Raw genomic sequence first — 16945 nt, 5'->3', positions numbered from 1 at the left:
GACAGAACCACCCTGTTCTTTTGACGCCGAGATGGATAAGTTCCGCCCGCTTCGAGGCAGTCGAATGGAGACGGCAGGATGGCCGACTACGGAACCCCCCACTTCCAGAACGACGGGGGCCATGGGGTGATCGAGATCGGCGTCGCCGAATTCATGTGCGTCGGCGCGACACCGCCCTACGACCACCCGCACGTCTTTCTCGACATGGGGGACGAGGGCGAGAAGGTGTGTCCCTACTGCTCGACGCTCTACAAGTTGAACACCGCGCTCAAGCGCAACGAGAGCGTTCCGCCCGGCTGCCTCTACCAGCCGCGCGCCGCCTGATCCGAACACCGCTGTGCCCGATGCGGTGATTGCCGGCGCGGGCATCGCGGGATTGACCGCCGCCCTCGCCCTCGCGCAACGCGGCTGGACGGTGCGCATCCGCGAGCGGGCCGCGAGGCTGGAAGCGGTAGGGGCAGGCATCCAGCTCTCCCCCAACGCCCTCGACGTGCTGCATCGATTAGGTGTCGCCGTCGACACGGTCGGCGTCGCGGCGGACAGCGTGGTCCTGCGCGACGGGCCGACGGGGCGACGGATTGCCACCGTTCCGGTCTCCAGTACGGACGGGCGGGGATACCGGGTCCTGCATCGGGCCGACCTCCAGCGCGTGCTTCTGGTAGCGGTGCATCGGGTGCCGCAGATCGAACTTCATCTCGGCCAGCCGCTTGTGGCTTTGGACGCCACCGCGCCTGGTATCCAGGCCGAATTCGGCGGCCCTTCGGGCGACCTGCGGGACGAAGCCGATCTTCTGGTGGCTGCCGACGGAGTGAGGTCGGATGCCGCCCGGCTCCTCGGCTTTCCCTCCCCACAGCCGTCGGGCGCAACGGCCTTGCGCTTTGCGGCAACGGCCGCGCCGACCGATCAACCGGCGGCAGCGATCGAGGCCTGGCTGGGCGCGCGTCGACACGCCGTGCGCTATCGGATCGATGCCGCGGGCGCTGAAAACCTGGTGGTGATCGTTCCGGCAGGCGAACCGACGCTCGGGGCCGTCTCCCGCTGGGACGCGCGACTTGCCGGCAGTCTGGCGCAGGCCCGACCGCTCGGCGCTTGGCCGCTCCTTACCGTGATGCCGCGATGGCGAGCAGAAGGTCCCGCGCCGATCGCCTTCGTCGGCGACGCCGCGCATGCCATGCTTCCCTACGCCGCACAGGGCGCCGCGATGGCGATCGAGGACGCCTTCGTTCTGTCCGCATGCCTCGACGACGCCGCCGACCGAGGCTCCGCATTACGACGCTACGAGGCGTTGCGAGCGCCGCGGGTCGGCAAGGTGCTGGCCCGCGTCGCCTTTCACCGCCGCGTCTACCACCTCCCCCGTCCGCTATCCCTGGCGCGCGACCTCGCGCTTGCCCTGCGCTCGCCGGCGTCGCTTCGCCGCGACCTCGCATGGCTCTACGACTGGCGCGCGGACGAAGCCCTGGCGATCAGCGGAAACTGATCGGCCGACCGCTCCGATTTCATTCCCTTGCGCCACCTCCGGCCTAGTTTGCCGGGCATCGGACCCGTTCAACCCGGCATTGTTCTGCGGATTGAGCACCCGGCGATCGCAAGGGACGCAACGAAAAGGCCGAACGATGATGGATTTGAAGCGAACGGGACGCCTGCTGACGGTGACGGCACTGGCCGCATCGACGGCGCTGAGCGGCCCGCTTTCCGCCCTTGCGCAAGAGGCGGAAACGCCGCCGCCACTAATTCAGGACGCGCCGCCGGAAGTTCCGGCCGAGCGTGCGCCCGAACCCGAGGCAGCCCCCGCGCCGGAACCCGCACCTGCGCCCGAGGCGGCCCCCGCACCCGAGCCCGAGGCAGCCCCTGCTCCCGAGCCGGAAGCGCCGGCAGCCCGTGAACCCGAAGCGCCCGCCGAACGCCCGGCCCCGCCAGCGGAACCGGAGCCGGCGCCTGTTCCCGAAGCGCCAGCCGAACCCGTGCAAGCGGCGCCGGACAGCGGCCCGCCGGTGAATGCCCCCGAAGGCAACCCCGCGGAGCTTCCCGCCGACGCCGGAACCCAGAACGACCTGTCGAATGGCGCGGACGCACCAGCCGCGCCTGCTACGCCGTCGCCGGAACCCGCCCCCGCGGCACCTGCTCCTGTCGCACCCGCCGCGCCTCCCGCGCCGGCGACCGAAGCCCAGCCCACGCCGCCCGCGGCAGTGACACCGGCCACGCCTCCGGCCGGTGCCGGAGAGACGCCGGCTGCTCCGCCGACGCCGACGCCTGACGCACAACCGCCCGCGCCGCCGATCCCTGGCTCGGAGCCCGTGGCGCCGGCCGCCAACCCTGGTGAGCCGCTGACGCCGCCGACCGCACCGACGGACCCGGCGCTGCGTGCACCGGACGGCGCCCCCGTGGCACCGGGCACGCCGCCTGCCCCCCCCGCCCCGGCAGGCGCGGTCCCCGCGCCGCTGCCGGGAGCGGCTCCCGGTCAGCCAGGGACGGCTCCGGCCCCGGCCCCTGCACCAGCGCAACAGTCCGGGACCCTCGCGCCTCCGCCGGCGCAGAACCCACAGCCCGTCGCCGCCGACATCCAGACGGCCCCGGTGCCGGAAGGCGGCGTCGGCGCCAGCGACGCACGCGTCCAGCAGCTTGCCGCTCCGGTCGAGGTCCGCCCGATCACGGCCGAGCAGGGCCAGCGGCTGGAGGCGGCTCCGCAGGTGATGCTGCCGAACAACGTGCAGGTGATCGAGCGTGTCGGCGACCGCGATATCCTCTCGCTGGTCGGCGCGGGCGTTGCCGGCGCGGCGGTGGGGGCGGCAGCCGCCTACTTCATCCGCTCGGACGATAGCGACCGTCTGGTCGGCAACTCGCGCGAGGTCTACTACGAGCAGCTTCCGCGCGGCTTGACCCGGCAGGTGATCTCGCGCCCCAACGGCGTTCAGGTCATCACGATCGAGAACGAGTACGGCGACGTGATCCAACGTTCGCGCATTGCGCCTGACGGTCGCGAGACCGTCCTGTTCTACGATCCCTATGCCGAAGACGACCAGCGGCCGGACTACTATGCCGACGCCGGGGCCGATTTGCCGCCGCTGCGGCTCGAGATCCCGGAAGACCGCTACATCGTCGACGTCTCCGAACCGGACGAGACGCTCTACTACGACACGATCGTCGCTCCGCCGGTCGAGACCGTGGAGCGGATCTACTCGCTCAACGAGGTCCGCCGCAGCCCCCGCATTCGCGACAAGGTACGCCGGATCGACCTCAACACGATCAACTTCGGCTTCGGCTCGGCGGAAATCCAGCAGAGCGAGGTGGAGAACCTCCAGGCGCTGGCCGATGCGGTGAAACGCGTGGTGGATCAGAACCCCGGCGAGGTGTTCCTGTTGGAAGGTCACACGGACGCCGTCGGCAGCAATGTGGCCAATCTGGCGCTCTCGGACCGCCGCGCCGAAGCAGTCGCCTCCGCCCTCAGCCAGTATTTCGAGATCCCGTCCGAGAATCTCGTCACGCAGGGCTACGGGGAGGAGGACCTCAAGGTCGACACGCAAGCGGCCAACCGCGAGAACCGACGCGTCACGCTGCGTCGCATCACCCCGCTCGTGAAGCCGGTGCAGACCTCGCAGGCCAACTGACGACGACAAGGAAGGCCGGGACGCCGACGCGCCCCGGCCTTCGCCCTTTTCCTCGGACGATCAGCCGCTTTCGGCTTCGCCTTTTTCGTCGGCGGGCTGTCGTTCCGCCGAAAGGAAGTTGGCGAGCGGCTTGAGGCTGTCGATATAGCCGGCGACGATGCGCAGGCCGACCATGATCGGAACGGCCAGGAACATCCCGACCACGCCCCAGATCCAGCCCCAGAAGGCAACGGAGAGGAAGATGGCCGCCGCGTTCATGGCAAGGCGCCGACCGACGAGGATCGGCGTCAGGAACTGGCCTTCGATGGTGGTGGCGCCGAAGTAGAGAAGCACCGGCAGGAGCGCACCCGCCACCTCACCCCGCTCGGCAAGACCCACCAGCCCGACCAGAATCATCCCCGCGATCGCGCCGAGATAGGGGATGAAGTTCAGCGCGAAGGCGAGGACGCCGAACACCGGCGCCATCGGCAGGCCGATCGACCACATCAGCGAGCCGATCGCGACACCCAGCCCCGCATTGATCAGGGTGATGGTGAAAAGGTAGCGAGACAGCTCGGTCTCGATCTCGTGCGCGATCGTCAGTGCCAGCTTCTTGTCCGAGAACCGCGGAAGCGACTCGATGAGCTTCTGGTAGAACAGGCTGCCCGACGACAGGAGAAAGAACAGGAAGATCAGCGCGAAGGCGATGCTGGCGCCGATCTGCGGAACCATAAGTGCCGCGCTGTTCAAAAGCTGTGGCCCGTCCAGGATCACGCTTTGCGGCTGGTCCGGCGCCGCTTCGCTTCGCACCGCCTCGGTGGCCTCGATGCGGGCGCCTCGCAGCGCCCCGAGCCGTTCGCGCACCGATTCGACCTCATCGTTCACGGCGGCGACGTAACGCGGCACGTTGCTGGCGAGATCGGTGAGCGGCCCCGTCAGGAAGGAGAAGCCGCCGATGATCACGAGGAACGTACCGAACACCAGCGCGGCGGCCGTCAGCGGCGGCCAGATGTGCAGCCGGCGTTGGGCAAAGCGCACCACGGGGCCGAGCACGAGCATGAACAGCAGCGCGAACACGACCGGCAAAACGAAGCTCGCCGCGAGGTAGAGGGCACCGAAGAGGAGGATCAGGAAGATGCCCGTGATGGCCCATCGCGGGCCGGCCTGAAAGGTCTGGCGGTTCACCAGGCCGATCGCGGGCGCGACGATCGCCGGCTCCCTGGGCTCGTGCTTCGTCTCACTCATCGATCACTTCCGGCATGCCTTCCGGTTGCAACGCCAGCCGGTCCGCGACGTTCCGTCGCGCGAATGCGAAAGGACCGGCCCCGCAACGCGCGGACCCGGTCCCGTATTCTGTCGCCTGCCGTGAAACGGGCCGCGTGGCCGCCCTAGTGCAGGATCTGGCTGAGGAAGAGCTTGGTGCGCTCGTGCTGGGGATTGGAGAAGAAGGCGTTCGGCTCGTTCTCCTCGACGATCTGGCCGGCATCCATGAAGATGACGCGATCGGCGACCTGGCGGGCAAAGCCCATCTCGTGCGTCACGCAGATCATGGTCATGCCTTCGTCGGCGAGCGAGACCATGGTGTCGAGGACTTCCTTGACCATCTCCGGATCGAGCGCCGAGGTCGGCTCGTCGAAGAGCATGACCTTCGGGCGCATGCAGAGCGCCCGGGCGATCGCCACGCGCTGCTGCTGGCCGCCCGAGAGCTGGCCCGGATACTTGTTCGCCTGCTCGGGAATGCGCACGCGGGTGAGGAAGTGCATGGCCACCTCCTCCGCCTGCTTCTTCGGCATCTTGCGCACCCAGATCGGCGCGAGCGTGCAGTTCTCCAGGATCGTCAGGTGCGGGAAGAGGTTGAAGTGCTGGAACACCATGCCGACCTCCTGGCGCACCAGATCGATCTTCTTCAGGTCGTTCGTCAGCTCGACGCCGTCGACCACGATCCGGCCCTTCTGGTGTTCCTCCAGCCGGTTGATGCAGCGGATCATCGTGGACTTGCCGGAGCCCGAAGGGCCGCAGACCACGATCTTCTCGCCGCGCCGGACGCTCAGGTTGATGTCGCGCAGCACGTGGAACTCGCCGTACCACTTGTTGACGCCGGACAGTTCGATCGCGGAGCCGGTAGCCTGAGGAGCCGGGTTGGCGGAAAGGGAGCTCATGGCGAAATCCTACGCGCTGGAAGGAAGGGAAGGCAACCGGCCCCAGACGAGGCCGGCCTGCAGGCGGGTCCGGTCAATGCCTGTGTCCGCGCGACAGGCGTCGCTCGATGAAGAGCGAGTAACGAGACATCGAGAAGCAGAAGAGCCAGAAACAGAAGGCACCGAAGACAAGCCCGGTCGCCGGTGTCGAGGGCGTGATCCAGATCGGATCGCCGAAACCGCGACGGATCGTGCCGAGAAGATCGGCGAGACCGATGATGTAGACGAGGCTCGTGTCCTTGAAGAGGCCGATGAACGTGTTGACGATGCCGGGGATCACCAGCGTCAGCGCCTGCGGCAGAACGATCATGCGCATCTTCTGCCAATAGGTCAGCGCCATCGCGTCGGCGCCTTCGTACTGGCCCTTCGGGATCGCCTGAAGGCCGCCGCGGATCACCTCGGCCATGTAGGCCGCGGCGAAGAGCGAGACGCCGACCAGCACGCGCAGGAGCTGGTTGAAGCTGACCCCGCTCGGCAGGAGCAGCGGCAGCATGAAGTTCGCCATGAAAAGGACGGTGATCAGCGGAACGCCGCGCCAGAACTCGATGAAGACGACGCAGAGAAGGCGTACGGCCGGCATCTTGGACATGCGTCCGAGGGCGAGGAGAATGCCGAGCGGCAGTGACGCGGTGATGCCCGTCAACGCCACGGTGAGCGTGATCAGGAGGCCGCCCCACAGGTTCGTCGGAACGAACTGCAGACCGAAGTGGGAGGTGAGGATCAGGACGAAGGCGACGGCCGCGACGGTCGGAAGGACGATGCCGATGACGCGCGTGCCGGCTTCTGCGGTCCGCACCGTCGCATAGATCGCGAGGACGATCGAAGCGACGGCGGCGAAGAACCCGACGAGGCTCAACGTGTCGAAACGGAACGACAGGAACATCGTCCGACCGCTGTTCAGGTAGAACGACAGGAACGAGATCGCGAAGGCGGCCACCGCCAGCCAAAGCGCGATCTTCATCGCTGGCGAGCGCATCACCGTGGTGCTTCGGCCCGTCGCCAGGAAGATGGTGGCGGCAGCGGCAAGAGCGAAGACGATGCCGATGGCCGAGCCCGACATCGCGAACCGCCCGCCCGTCAGGAGAACGAGCGCGACCAGCGGGAAGAGAAGGAACAGGAGCGCCGCGTTGATGCGCTTGAACGGCACCTTGGGAATGGCGATCGGCACGATGAGCGCGACCAGCGCGAAGAAGACGAGATCGACGCGCCAGCGTTCGTCGAACGGATAGGTTCCGTAGAGGAACTGATCGAACTTGGCCCGCACGAAGGCCCAGCAGGCACCGACTTCCCGTCCTTCGGTCGACAGGCAGGCCGTGCGATCCGAGCCGGTGAAGACGGCGTTGACGATACCCCACTGGACGAGGCCGTTGATGACGTAGGCGATCGCCAGACCGCAGACGATCGTCAGCGCGGCGTCGAAGGGCGTCGCGAACAGGTGCTTACGCACCGTTCCGAACGCGCCGCTTTCGCTGGCGGGAGGGGGAAGCGGCTCGATCTGGCCGCGAGCGACGAAGCGGGAAACCTGTTCTTCCATCAGACCGCTCCCTTCAGCGCTCGACCAGCTTCATGCGTCGGTTGAACCAGTTCATCAGAATGGAAACCGTGACGCTGATGCCGAGGTAGACGCACATCCAGATGACCACGACCTCGATGGACTGGCCGGACTGGTTGAGCACGGTGGAGCCGACGGCGACGAGATCGGGATAGCCGATGGCGAGGCCGAGCGACGAGTTCTTGATCAGGTTGAGATACTGCGAGGTCAGAGGCGGGATGATCACGCGGAACGCCTGGGGCACGATCACCAGACGCAGAGCCGTACCGCGTCGAAGGCCGAGCGCGGCGGCCGCCTCGTTCTGACCCTTGGAGACGGCCATGATCCCCGCGCGCACGATCTCGGCGATGAACGCGGCCGTATAGACCGACAGCGCCAGGAAGATCGCGAGGAATTCCGGCCGGATCTGGAACCCGCCCGACAGGTTGAACGTGCCAAGCGTCGGCACGTCGAGCGTCGCGGGAAAGCCGGACGCGGCGAACACCACCAGTGGCAGGCCGAAGATCAGGCCGAGCGCCGGCAGGATGAGACCGGGACGATGGCCCGTGGCCCGTTGGCGCGCCGCGTAGACCCGGGCAAGAACGATCGTCGCGACGATGCCGACCAGGAAGGCCGCAAGCGTCATCCACGCGGAAGGCTCGAAAATGGCTTTCGGCGTCTGCAGGCCGCGATTGGAAATGTAGGAGTCGAAGGGCAGCTCGATCGCGTTGCGCGGAAGCGGCAACACCGAGAGCACGCCGAAATACCAGAACAGGATGACGAGAAGCGGCGGGATGTTGCGGAACGTCTCGACATAGACCGTGCAGAGGCTGCGCACGAGAAAGTTGTGCGACAGGCGCCCGATGCCGACGAGGAAGCCGATGATCGTAGCGGCGACGATGCCGGTGCCGGCGACGATAAGCGTGTTGACGATGCCGACGAGGATGGCGCGGCCGTAGGGCGCGTTGTTCGTATAGGCGATCGGCACCTGGGAGATGTCGAAGCCGGCACGCGTGTTCAGGAAGCCGAAACCCGAGGCAATGTTGGCGCGCTGCAGATTCGCGGCCGTGTTCCCGACGATCCACCAGGTGAAGGCGGCCAGGGCGGCCAGAAGCGTCACCTGGATGACGATGCTGCGCACCGTGGGATTGGTGAAGACGGAATCACGCGTGTGTTCCCGGGGAGCCGTGCCGAAGCTTGCCGTCATGAAGATCCTGGTTCCGATCCGGAAACGAACCCGCCGCCGTAGGGGCGGCGGGTCTGAGAGCTGGTGACGTCAGAGCGTCAGCGGATCGGCGGGGCGTACTGCAGGCCGCCCTTCGTCCAGAGCGCGTTCTGGCCACGGGCGATGCCCAGCGGCGAACCGGTGCCGACGTTGCGCTCGAAGAGCTCGCCGTAGTTGCCGACCGCCTTGACGATGTTGACGACGAAGTCGTTGGTCAGGCCGGCATCGGCGCCGAAGGTGCCCTCGACGCCGAGCAGGCGACGGATCTCGGGATTGGCCGAGGTCTTCATCTCCTCGACATTGGCCTGCGTGACGCCCAGTTCCTCGGCGTTCAGCAGCGCGAAATGCGTCCACTTCACCACGTTGAACCACTGATCGTCGCCCTGGCGGACGGCGGGGCCGAGCGGCTCCTTCGAGATGATCTCGGGCAGAACGACATGGTCGTCCGCGACACCGAGCTCGAGGCGCGAGGCGTAGAGGCCGGACTGGTCGGTGGTCAGCACGTCGCAGCGCCCGCTGTCGTAAGCGGAGTTCACGTCCGACTGCGCCTCGATGACGACCGGGTTGTACTGCATGTTGTTGGCAGCGAAGTAGTCGGCAAGGTTCAGCTCGGTCGTGGTGCCGCTCTGAACGCAGACGGTGGCGCCGGACAGCTGCAGCGCGGAGTTCACGTTGAGCTCCTTGCGGACCATGAAGCCCTGGCCGTCGTAATAGTTGACGCCGACGAACTTGAGGCCGAGCGAGGTGTCGCGGCTCATGGTCCAGGTCGTGTTGCGGGCGAGAACGTCGACCTCGCTGTTCTGAAGCGCCGGGAAGCGCTGCACGGCCGAGAGCGGCGAATAGACGACCTTGGACGGGTCGTTGAAGATCGCGGCCGCGATCGCCTTGCAGTAGTCGACGTCGAGACCGGCCCACTGGCCCTGATCGTTCTGGAAGCCGAAGCCCGGAAGGCCGGTGTTGACACCGCAACGGACCGTGCCGCGTGCCTTGGTGTCGTCGAGCGTGGCGGCGGAGGCGTGGGTCGTCACGGCGCCGAACGCGGACAGGCAGAGCGCGGCGGTCAGTAGCTTCAGTTTCATCCGATTACCTTCAAGTTCGGCCGGTTGCTGATATGAATGAGAAGTCGCGACGCTTCTTCCGAAACGTCTGATGCCAGGACCCATGCGAGGAGGCCTCGCCGTGGATCACATGCCATCGGAATGGGCAGGTCAAGCGACTGGCGTTTTTTTCCAAGGATCACGTGGCAATTGCTCGTGATCTGGGCACATATTCCACAGGATGATCGGTCGTTGACCTCGCAAGATCCCAAAAATTCAGCAGCTTTTCGCCCGGTGACGCGTCGGCTGCGGGCCGGCCACGACCCCGAGACGTCGCAAGGATTCGTCAATCCCCCGATCGTGCGCGGTTCCACGGTGCTGTTTCCCGACACCTCGACGATGCGCCGCCGCGCGCAGACCTACACCTACGGCCTGCGCGGCACGCCGACGATCGCAGCCCTCGAAGAGGCGATCGACGAGATGGAGGGCTCGTACGGCACGGTTCTCGTGCCTTCCGGACTCGCCGCCGTCTCGCTTCCCCTTCTCGCCTTCCTCGGCAGTGGCGACCATTGCCTCGTGGTGGACAGTGTGTACGGGCCGACGCGCCTCTTTTGCGATACGATGCTGAAGCGGATGGGCGTCGAGACGGAGTATTTCGATCCGTCGATCGGAGCCGGGCTGACCGCGCTGATGCGGCCCAACACGCGTGTCGTGTTCCTCGAAGCGCCGGGCTCCAACACGTTCGAGATGATGGACGTCGCCGAGGCCGCGGGGATCGCGCGGGCCGGCGGCGCGGTGAGCATGCTCGACAACACCTGGGCGACGCCTCTTCATTTCCGGCCGCTGGAGCACGGCGTCGACCTGTCCATCCACGCGCTGACGAAGTATCCCGGCGGCCACTCCGACCTTCTGATGGGCAGCGTCTCGGCGACGAAGGAGACGTTCGATCGCCTTCGCGACGCGCAGATGCAATTCGGGATCAACGTATCTGCCGAGGACGCCTATCTCGTCTTCCGCGGCATGAAGACGATGGACCTGCGCATCAACGCCCACGAGGCCTCGGCGCTGAAGCTGGCGCGCTGGCTGGAGGCGCGCGAGGATGTCGCGCGCGTCCTGCATCCCGCCCTGCCCTCGTTTCCCGGACACGATCTCTGGAAGCGCCAGTTCAGCGGTTCAACGGGCCTCTTCAGCATCGTCCTCCAAGGCGGCGGACGGGTCGAAGCCGCAGCGTTCCTGGACGCCTTGACGCTGTTCGGTCTCGGCTATTCCTGGGGCGGCTTCGAGAGCCTGGCGCTCGAGGTGGACTTGCGGGATCGGCGCGTGGCGACGGCCCCTGTCGAGGGTCCGGTGATCCGACTGCAGGTCGGTCTGGAGGATGTCGACGACCTGCAGGCCGATCTGGAAGCCGGTTTTGCAGCGGTGCGCGACCTCGCCTGAACGACCCCATCCGGCCGCTCGCCGTTTCGTGATCGGAAAAGAGGCATAGCGGCCGGATGGATCCTGCGGGCCATCCGTATATCGGGGTATGCGGGACAAACCCACGACCGAAGATCTCTTTTCACAGCTGGCGCCGCTGAAGCGCTACGCCCTTTCGCTGACGCGCGATCGCGGCGATGCGGAGGATCTCGTCCACGACGCGCTGGTGAAGGCGATCGAGAAGGAGCGGCAGTTCCGCCCCGGCCGCGACGCGCGCGCCTGGCTCTTCTCCATCCTGCACAACACGTTCATTGACCGGCGCCGGCGACAGGCGACGCGGGCAAGCTTCGAGAGCGAGCGCAGCGAGAACATGGATGTCGCCATGCCTGCGTCGCAGGAAGCCTCGGTGCGGCTGCAGGACGTCCGCCGCGCGTTCCTCGCACTTCCCGACGAGCAGCGTGCCGCACTCCATCTCGTGGCCATCGAGGGCCTGCCCTACGAGGACGCCGCCACCGCACTGGGCATCCCCGTCGGCACGCTCGTGTCCCGCGTATCGCGGGCCCGCGCGCAGCTTCGCGCGATGGACGAGGGGGACGGCACCAACATCGTGCGTTTCAAGGCTCGCGGAGGCTCGGATGACGCGGCATCCTGATCCCGTTACCGAACTCGACATCGCGGCCTATGTGGACGGTCAGCTCGCGGTCGAGCGTCGTCTCGCCGTGGAAACCTTCCTGGCGGACCATCCGGCCGATGCAGCGCGGGTGATGGCGGACTTGCGCACGAACACCGAGCTGCGCCTCGCGTTGCCGACGCCGGACGGCGGCGCGGGACTGCGCGTCAGCCACGCGGCGCGGCGTCTCCAGGCGAGCCGCATGCGTCGACGTCTCGCCCCTCGCCTCGGCCGGGTGGCCGCGCTCGGCCTCCTCGTGGCGGTCGGCTGGGCGGCCCATTCGCAGTTCGGCCCGCTGGGCGTTCGCGAAAGCGTCGCGTCCGTGCAGCCTCCGGCGTTCGTGGAGGATGCGCTGCGCGCTCACCGGACGAGCCAGTTGCGGGCCGGCATGGTCTCGCAACCCGAGACGTCCGGCTTCGACCCGGCGGAGATCCTGTCGGCGACGGCGATCCGCCTGCCGGTCCTGCCGGACGGGTGGCGGGTCAGCGACGTGCAGGTCTTCCCGTCCACCTTCGGCCCCAGCGTGGAGATGACGTTGACCGCACCGGGTGGCGAGTCCTTGTCGCTCTATGCGGTGCGTCCTGGCGTCTTCGACGTCGTGGAGGCGCGGCTCGGCCCCGGCGCGGAGGCCGACACGGCCTATTGGCAGATCGGGGAGATCGCCTACGCGCTCGTCTCGACCGGCGTCGATCGCTCACGGCTCGGTCAATGGGCCGGGCAGCTGTCGCGTACGCTCTACTGAACACCATCCAGAACGGAGATCGATCATGAACACACCCTTCCGGGGGTTCGGCGTCCGCGACACGGGCGCCTACCAGTCCCAGGCCCTGTTCGACGAGGGCCTGCGCCAGCATATGCTGCGCGTCTTCAACTACATGGGCCTCGGCCTCGTCGTCACCGGCCTCGTGGCCTTCGTGGTCGGCAACACGCCGGCCCTCTACGTGCCGATCTTCCAGTCGCCGCTGAAGTGGGTGGTAATGCTGGCGCCGCTCGCCTTCGTGCTGTTCTTCTCGTTCCGCATCCACGCCATCTCGGCGGCGACGGCGCAGCTGCTGTTCTGGGCGTTCTGCGCGGTGATGGGGCTTTCGCTGTCGTCGGTGTTCCTGGTCTTCACCGGCGCGAGCATCGCCAACACGTTCTTCATCGCGGCCGCCATGTTCGGTGCAACCAGCCTCTACGGCTACACCACCAAGCGGGATCTCACGCAGTTCGGCTCGCTCCTGATCATGGGCCTGATCGGCGTCGTGATCGCGAGCCTCGTCAACATCTTCATCGGCTCGTCCGCGCTGCAGTTCGCGATCTCGGTCATCGGCATCATCGTGTTCGTCGGCCTGACCGCCTGGGATACGCAGACCATCAAGGAACAATATTCGGAGAACCACGGTTCGGAATCGCTTCAGAAGATGGCCGTGTTCGGCGCCCTGTCGCTGTTCCTGAACTTCGTCAACATCTTCCAGCTGCTTCTGAACTTCACGGGTGAGCGCGAGTAAGCGGTGGGACGCCTGCCCTCTTCCCCAACCCCATCGAGGATTTGAACCATCATGGATACCAACGACCGCCGTGCGATCGAGGACCTGTTCCAGAAGCTCGGCACGCTCGAGCGCGATGCGCCCCAGCGCGACCCGGAATCCGAGCGCTTCATCAACGATCAGGTCAACCGCCAGCCCGGCTCGCCCTACTACATGGCGCAGACCATCGTGATGCAGCAGATGGCGCTGGAGAATCAGCAGCGGGAACTGGAGGCCTTGCGCAACGAGACGCAGGACAGCCGCTACGCCAACGCACAGGGCGGGAGCGGCGGCGGCTTTCTGTCGCGGATGTTCGGTGGCGGCGAGCAGCCGCGTCCGCGCTCGGTGCCGGCGACGCCGGCCATGGGTGCGGCGGGCGCGGCAGCCGGTCCCTGGGGTGCGCAAGGCCGCAGCGGCGGCGCGATGGGCCAGCCCGGCATGATGGGTCAGCCGGGCATGATGGCGGGCCGGGGCGGCGGCGGGTTCCTCGCCGGTGCGGCGCAAACTGCGATGGGTGTCGCCGGTGGCGTGCTCCTCGGCAATGCGATCGCGGGCATGTTCGACGGCGGCGAGGCTCAGGCGGCGGAGCCCGAAGCTCCGGCGGAGGAGCCCGCCGTGCAGGAGACCGCCGACGAGGGCGGTTTCTTCGATGACGGCGGCGGCTTCGACGAGGAAATCTGACGTCTCGCCTAACCCCATGTGAAACATTTACGATTTCGAGGCGCGATCCGTCGTAGGGTCGCGCCTCGTCATCTTATCTACACGCCGTGTCCGCATGCTCCCGCGGCACCCACCCGGCACTCGCGAATGGCAGGCATGCGATGGAGGCCTTTCTCTCCCAAGTCGGCGGACTGATCCAGGCCAATCCCGGATGGGCGGCCTTGATCGTCGCTGCCATCTGCCTGGGCGAGTCGCTGGTCCTCGTCGGCCTCGTGATTCCCGCCACGGCCGTGATGCTCCTGATCGGCGGCTTGATGGGAACGGGCGTGATCGATCCGGTGGTGACGCTGATCGCGGCCGCCGTCGGCGCCATCGTGGGCGACATCATCTCCTACTTCCTCGGCCGCTGGCTCGGACCGGGCGTCGTTCATCGGCCTCCGCTGCGCCGTTATCGCCACGCCGTGGCGAAGACGCGCCTGTTCTTCCGCCGCTACGGCTTCTGGGCCGTGTTTCTCGGCCGCTTCCTTGGGCCCATCCGCTCCACCGTGCCGCTCGTCGCCGGCATGATGGCGATGGACCAGAAGCGGTTTCAGATCGCCAACATCCTGTCCGCCGTCGTCTGGGCGCCCGCGATGTTTGCGCCGGGATGGCTCGGCATGAAGGGTGCGCAGGGCATCACCCACATGTCGGCGACGGATGGGCTCCTGATCCTCGGGGCCGTGCTCGCCCTCACCGCCATCGCGACGGTCGTCGGCGGGCGGCACTTCAGCCGCGACCGTCGCGCGGAGCGGGGTGCGCGTCGGCGTACGTTGCGCAGCCCGACCTGATCAGGGCAGTCCGACCGGAATGATGGATCACGTGAACTGGGCGGTGATTGGGACCGGCACCATCGCGCGCCGCTTCTGCGCCGACATCCGCCACTCAAGACGCAGCCGCGTCGTCGCCATCGCCTCGCGCGATGCGGCCCGCGCCCAAAGCCTCGCAGGCGCCATTGGACCCGACGCGAAGGGCGGCTCGCTCGACGCCGCCTTGGCCGAACCGTCCATCGACGCAGTCTATGTGGCGAGTCCGACCGCGCAGCACCGCGACGATGCGCTCGCGGCCATCGCGGCCGGCAAGGCGGTGCTCGTGGAGAAGCCGCTGGCCGCCTCGGCAGCGGAGGCGCAGGAGATCGCCGACGCCGCGGCGCGGGCGAACGTCCTCTGCATGGAAGCCATGTGGATGCGCTTCACGCCGGGTGTTCGTGCCGCCAAGCGCCTGATCGATGAGGGTCGCGTAGGCACCCTCCACGGCCTCGACGCACACCTGTCCTATCCCAATGCCTTCGATCCGAAGAGCCGCCTGTTCGATCCCGCGCTCGGCGGCGGCGCGCATCTCGATCTCGGCGTCTATCCTCTCTCGCTCGCCTTCCATTTCCTTGGCACGCCGGACGAGGTGGTGGAGACGGCGGTGCGGGCACCCAACGGCGTGCCGGTCGCAGGCGCTTTCGCGCTGCGCTATCGCCAAGCGGTGGCGACGCTGGGGTTCGGCTTCCTCGGCGAAGGGCCGAACGATGCGGTGGTGACGGGTTCGAAGGGGCGCCTCCGTTTGCGGGCGCCGTTTCTCTGTCCCCCGGCGCTCTCGCTGAAACGTTCCGGCGCGCCGTCTTCGGCGGCACCGACTGACGGATCGCTTTCGCCCGTCCGCACGGGGCTTCGCGGCACGCTTCCAGCTTTGAAGGCCCTCGCGCGCCCCCTTCGCGAGCGTCCCATTCCGACCCTCTATGAAGGGTCGGGCCTTCAGTATCAGGTCGACCACTTCACCGACCTTCTGGCTGCGGGCGCCGGGGACAGCGACGTGATGCCGATCCAAGAGTCCGTTGCGATCCTCGCCATCCTGGACCGCTTCGCGTTGGTGGTCAGCGATCCACGGTGAAGCGTTTGAGAAGCGCGCGGGCTGTTCGCCACACGGGGCTGGGCGCGTAGGCGTAGAGATAGTGCGCCGCGACGAGCGCTGCGGGATAGCGCTGCCAGAATTGCGCGAGCGGCAGGACGAAGGGATTTCGGGCCGCGGCGGCGGCGGCTTCGACGATCGCCGCATGCTGGTCCGGTGCCGAGGCCAGCAAGGCGGGTAGCGCCTCCGTGCCGGCTGCCAGATAGCCCTGGCGCTCGGCGACAGCGGCAAAGAGCCGCTCGGCCGCATGCGCCGCCGTTCCGTCGAGCTGGCCACGTTCCGCTGCGAAGAGCGGCTCCAGAACCGGATTGGTGAAGGGTGCCAGGGCCTCGCGGCGGAACCAGAACATCGATCCGGCGGCGAACCGGCGCGCCTCGAGTTCGCCGAGCGTCAGGCCGAGTTGCATGGCCTGCATCATCTGCCGGGTGATCCGCCCGTTCAGGACGATCCGGGACCGCAGGGATAGAAGGTGCGCCTCCGGCGCGACGAGCCCGAGCGTCGGCAGGCGTTCCATGGCCACGAGCGCTTCTGGGTTTCCCCCCTGCCCCGCCAGCAGCGACGCGGTCAGGAAGCGCCGCCAGTCGTCGCCGTCCGCACGATGAACCGAGCGCTTGGTGTGGAGCTTCAGCCCGATGGCGAACCCCTCACCCTCCGCTCGGAGCGCCTTCATGAATGGCAGGACGTCGCGGCCGCGATTCTCCACCGTCAGGCGACGCGTGAAGACGACATGCGGACTGTCCACGTCCGCCAGCGGCATCTCGGCGTCGCGACAGGTCAGCACGACCGCGAACGGGCGCGAGAAGGCGCCCGCGATGTCGCGCGCCATGTCGGCCCAGACGTCGGGATGGTGGACATGGACGAAGACGATGGGAACGCTGTTCATGGCCTGACCGCGTTGCCTCCATGCCACCAGCGGACGATCCTCAACCCTTGGCTGCCCCGAGACGCTCGCCGGAGTAGCGCTTTTCGCGGATCGGGCGCCACCAGTCGGGATTGTCGAGATACCAGCGAATGGTCTTCTCAAGGCCGGTCTCGAAGGTTTCCTGCGCCCGCCAGCCGAGTTCGCCCTCGATGCGCGTGGCATCGATCGCATAGCGCAGGTCGTGGCCCGGCCGGTCGGTGACGAAATCGATCAGTTCGCGGCGGGGCTTGCCACCCTCCAGCGGCGCGAGGCGGTCCAGCGT

Annotated in this window: 17 protein-coding genes; 10 read left to right on the top strand and 7 right to left on the bottom strand. The window is 67.5% G+C overall.

Annotated features, from left to right (window positions below):
- The first annotated feature begins 78 nt into the window (after positions 1–78).
- The 3 genes from AUL34_RS06435 (at position 79) to AUL34_RS22805 (ending at position 3605) form a co-directional block, all read left to right on the top strand.
- The gene (locus AUL34_RS06435) at positions 79–324 is read left to right on the top strand and encodes a zinc-finger domain-containing protein (RefSeq protein WP_061932404.1); all 246 of its coding nucleotides are present in this window, start codon (positions 79–81) and stop codon (positions 322–324) included.
- Positions 325–337: 13 nt separating this feature from the next.
- Complete coding sequence (locus AUL34_RS06430) at positions 338–1477, top strand: FAD-dependent monooxygenase (RefSeq protein ID WP_061932402.1); 1140 nt, start codon at positions 338–340, stop codon at positions 1475–1477.
- 1096 nt (positions 1478–2573) lie between these two features.
- Entirely contained in the window at positions 2574–3605 is a 1032-nt protein-coding gene (locus AUL34_RS22805) for an OmpA family protein (RefSeq protein WP_244492465.1), read from the top strand.
- Positions 3606–3665: 60 nt separating this feature from the next.
- Here the strand turns inward: AUL34_RS22805 and AUL34_RS06420 are convergent, their stop codons facing one another.
- From AUL34_RS06420 to AUL34_RS06400, 5 genes are all read right to left on the bottom strand, one after another.
- On the bottom strand, positions 3666–4829 hold the full coding sequence (locus tag AUL34_RS06420) for an AI-2E family transporter (RefSeq protein ID WP_061932400.1): 1164 nt from the start codon (positions 4827–4829) through the stop codon (positions 3666–3668).
- Positions 4830–4972: 143 nt separating this feature from the next.
- The gene (locus AUL34_RS06415) at positions 4973–5743 is read right to left on the bottom strand and encodes an amino acid ABC transporter ATP-binding protein (RefSeq protein ID WP_061932399.1); all 771 of its coding nucleotides are present in this window, start codon (positions 5741–5743) and stop codon (positions 4973–4975) included.
- A 73-nt stretch (positions 5744–5816) separates the two neighbouring features.
- Positions 5817–7316 carry an amino acid ABC transporter permease gene (locus tag AUL34_RS06410; protein ID WP_061932397.1) on the bottom strand — a complete coding sequence of 500 codons (1500 nt, stop codon included), beginning with the start codon at positions 7314–7316 and terminating at the stop codon, positions 5817–5819.
- Positions 7317–7329: 13 nt separating this feature from the next.
- The gene (locus tag AUL34_RS06405) at positions 7330–8520 is read right to left on the bottom strand and encodes an amino acid ABC transporter permease (protein WP_061932394.1); all 1191 of its coding nucleotides are present in this window, start codon (positions 8518–8520) and stop codon (positions 7330–7332) included.
- Positions 8521–8597: 77 nt separating this feature from the next.
- Positions 8598–9617 carry an amino acid ABC transporter substrate-binding protein gene (locus tag AUL34_RS06400; RefSeq protein ID WP_061932392.1) on the bottom strand — a complete coding sequence of 340 codons (1020 nt, stop codon included), beginning with the start codon at positions 9615–9617 and terminating at the stop codon, positions 8598–8600.
- 252 nt (positions 9618–9869) lie between these two features.
- Here AUL34_RS06400 and metC point away from each other — a divergent pair, with 252 nt between their 5' ends.
- The 7 genes from metC to AUL34_RS06365 all read left to right on the top strand — a co-directional run bounded on the left by metC (position 9870) and on the right by AUL34_RS06365 (position 15743).
- Positions 9870–11012: a cystathionine beta-lyase gene (gene metC, locus AUL34_RS06395; protein ID WP_061932390.1), complete on the top strand. Its 1143-nt coding sequence runs from the start codon at positions 9870–9872 to the stop codon at positions 11010–11012.
- Between the two features lie 88 nt (positions 11013–11100).
- Positions 11101–11643: a sigma-70 family RNA polymerase sigma factor gene (locus tag AUL34_RS06390; protein WP_061932388.1), complete on the top strand. Its 543-nt coding sequence runs from the start codon at positions 11101–11103 to the stop codon at positions 11641–11643.
- Positions 11627–12403 carry an anti-sigma factor gene (locus AUL34_RS06385; RefSeq protein WP_061932386.1) on the top strand — a complete coding sequence of 259 codons (777 nt, stop codon included), beginning with the start codon at positions 11627–11629 and terminating at the stop codon, positions 12401–12403. Before AUL34_RS06390 ends, AUL34_RS06385 begins: the two co-directional genes overlap by 17 nt.
- A gap of 25 nt (positions 12404–12428) precedes the next feature.
- Positions 12429–13151 carry a Bax inhibitor-1/YccA family protein gene (locus AUL34_RS06380; protein ID WP_061932384.1) on the top strand — a complete coding sequence of 241 codons (723 nt, stop codon included), beginning with the start codon at positions 12429–12431 and terminating at the stop codon, positions 13149–13151.
- A 51-nt stretch (positions 13152–13202) separates the two neighbouring features.
- On the top strand, positions 13203–13850 hold the full coding sequence (locus AUL34_RS06375) for a DUF2076 domain-containing protein (protein WP_061932382.1): 648 nt from the start codon (positions 13203–13205) through the stop codon (positions 13848–13850).
- A 140-nt stretch (positions 13851–13990) separates the two neighbouring features.
- Positions 13991–14656, top strand: coding sequence for a DedA family protein (locus AUL34_RS06370; protein WP_061932380.1), 666 nt, complete (start codon positions 13991–13993; stop codon positions 14654–14656).
- A 19-nt stretch (positions 14657–14675) separates the two neighbouring features.
- The gene (locus AUL34_RS06365) at positions 14676–15743 is read left to right on the top strand and encodes a Gfo/Idh/MocA family protein (protein WP_082653192.1); all 1068 of its coding nucleotides are present in this window, start codon (positions 14676–14678) and stop codon (positions 15741–15743) included.
- Here AUL34_RS06365 and AUL34_RS06360 read toward each other — a convergent pair.
- On the bottom strand, positions 15727–16644 hold the full coding sequence (locus AUL34_RS06360) for a rhamnan synthesis F family protein (protein WP_061932376.1): 918 nt from the start codon (positions 16642–16644) through the stop codon (positions 15727–15729). The genes AUL34_RS06365 and AUL34_RS06360 overlap by 17 nt on opposite strands.
- A 40-nt stretch (positions 16645–16684) precedes the next feature.
- The coding region (locus AUL34_RS06355; RefSeq protein ID WP_192845702.1) for a GDP-mannose 4,6-dehydratase at positions 16685–16945 on the bottom strand (261 nt) is incomplete at its 5' end.

This window comes from Aureimonas sp. AU22 (assembly GCF_001463745.1).
GTDB lineage: Bacteria > Pseudomonadota > Alphaproteobacteria > Rhizobiales > Rhizobiaceae > Aureimonas.
The sequence above is the reverse complement of the archived record's forward strand: the minus strand, read 5'-3'. Positions and strand labels throughout refer to the sequence as shown.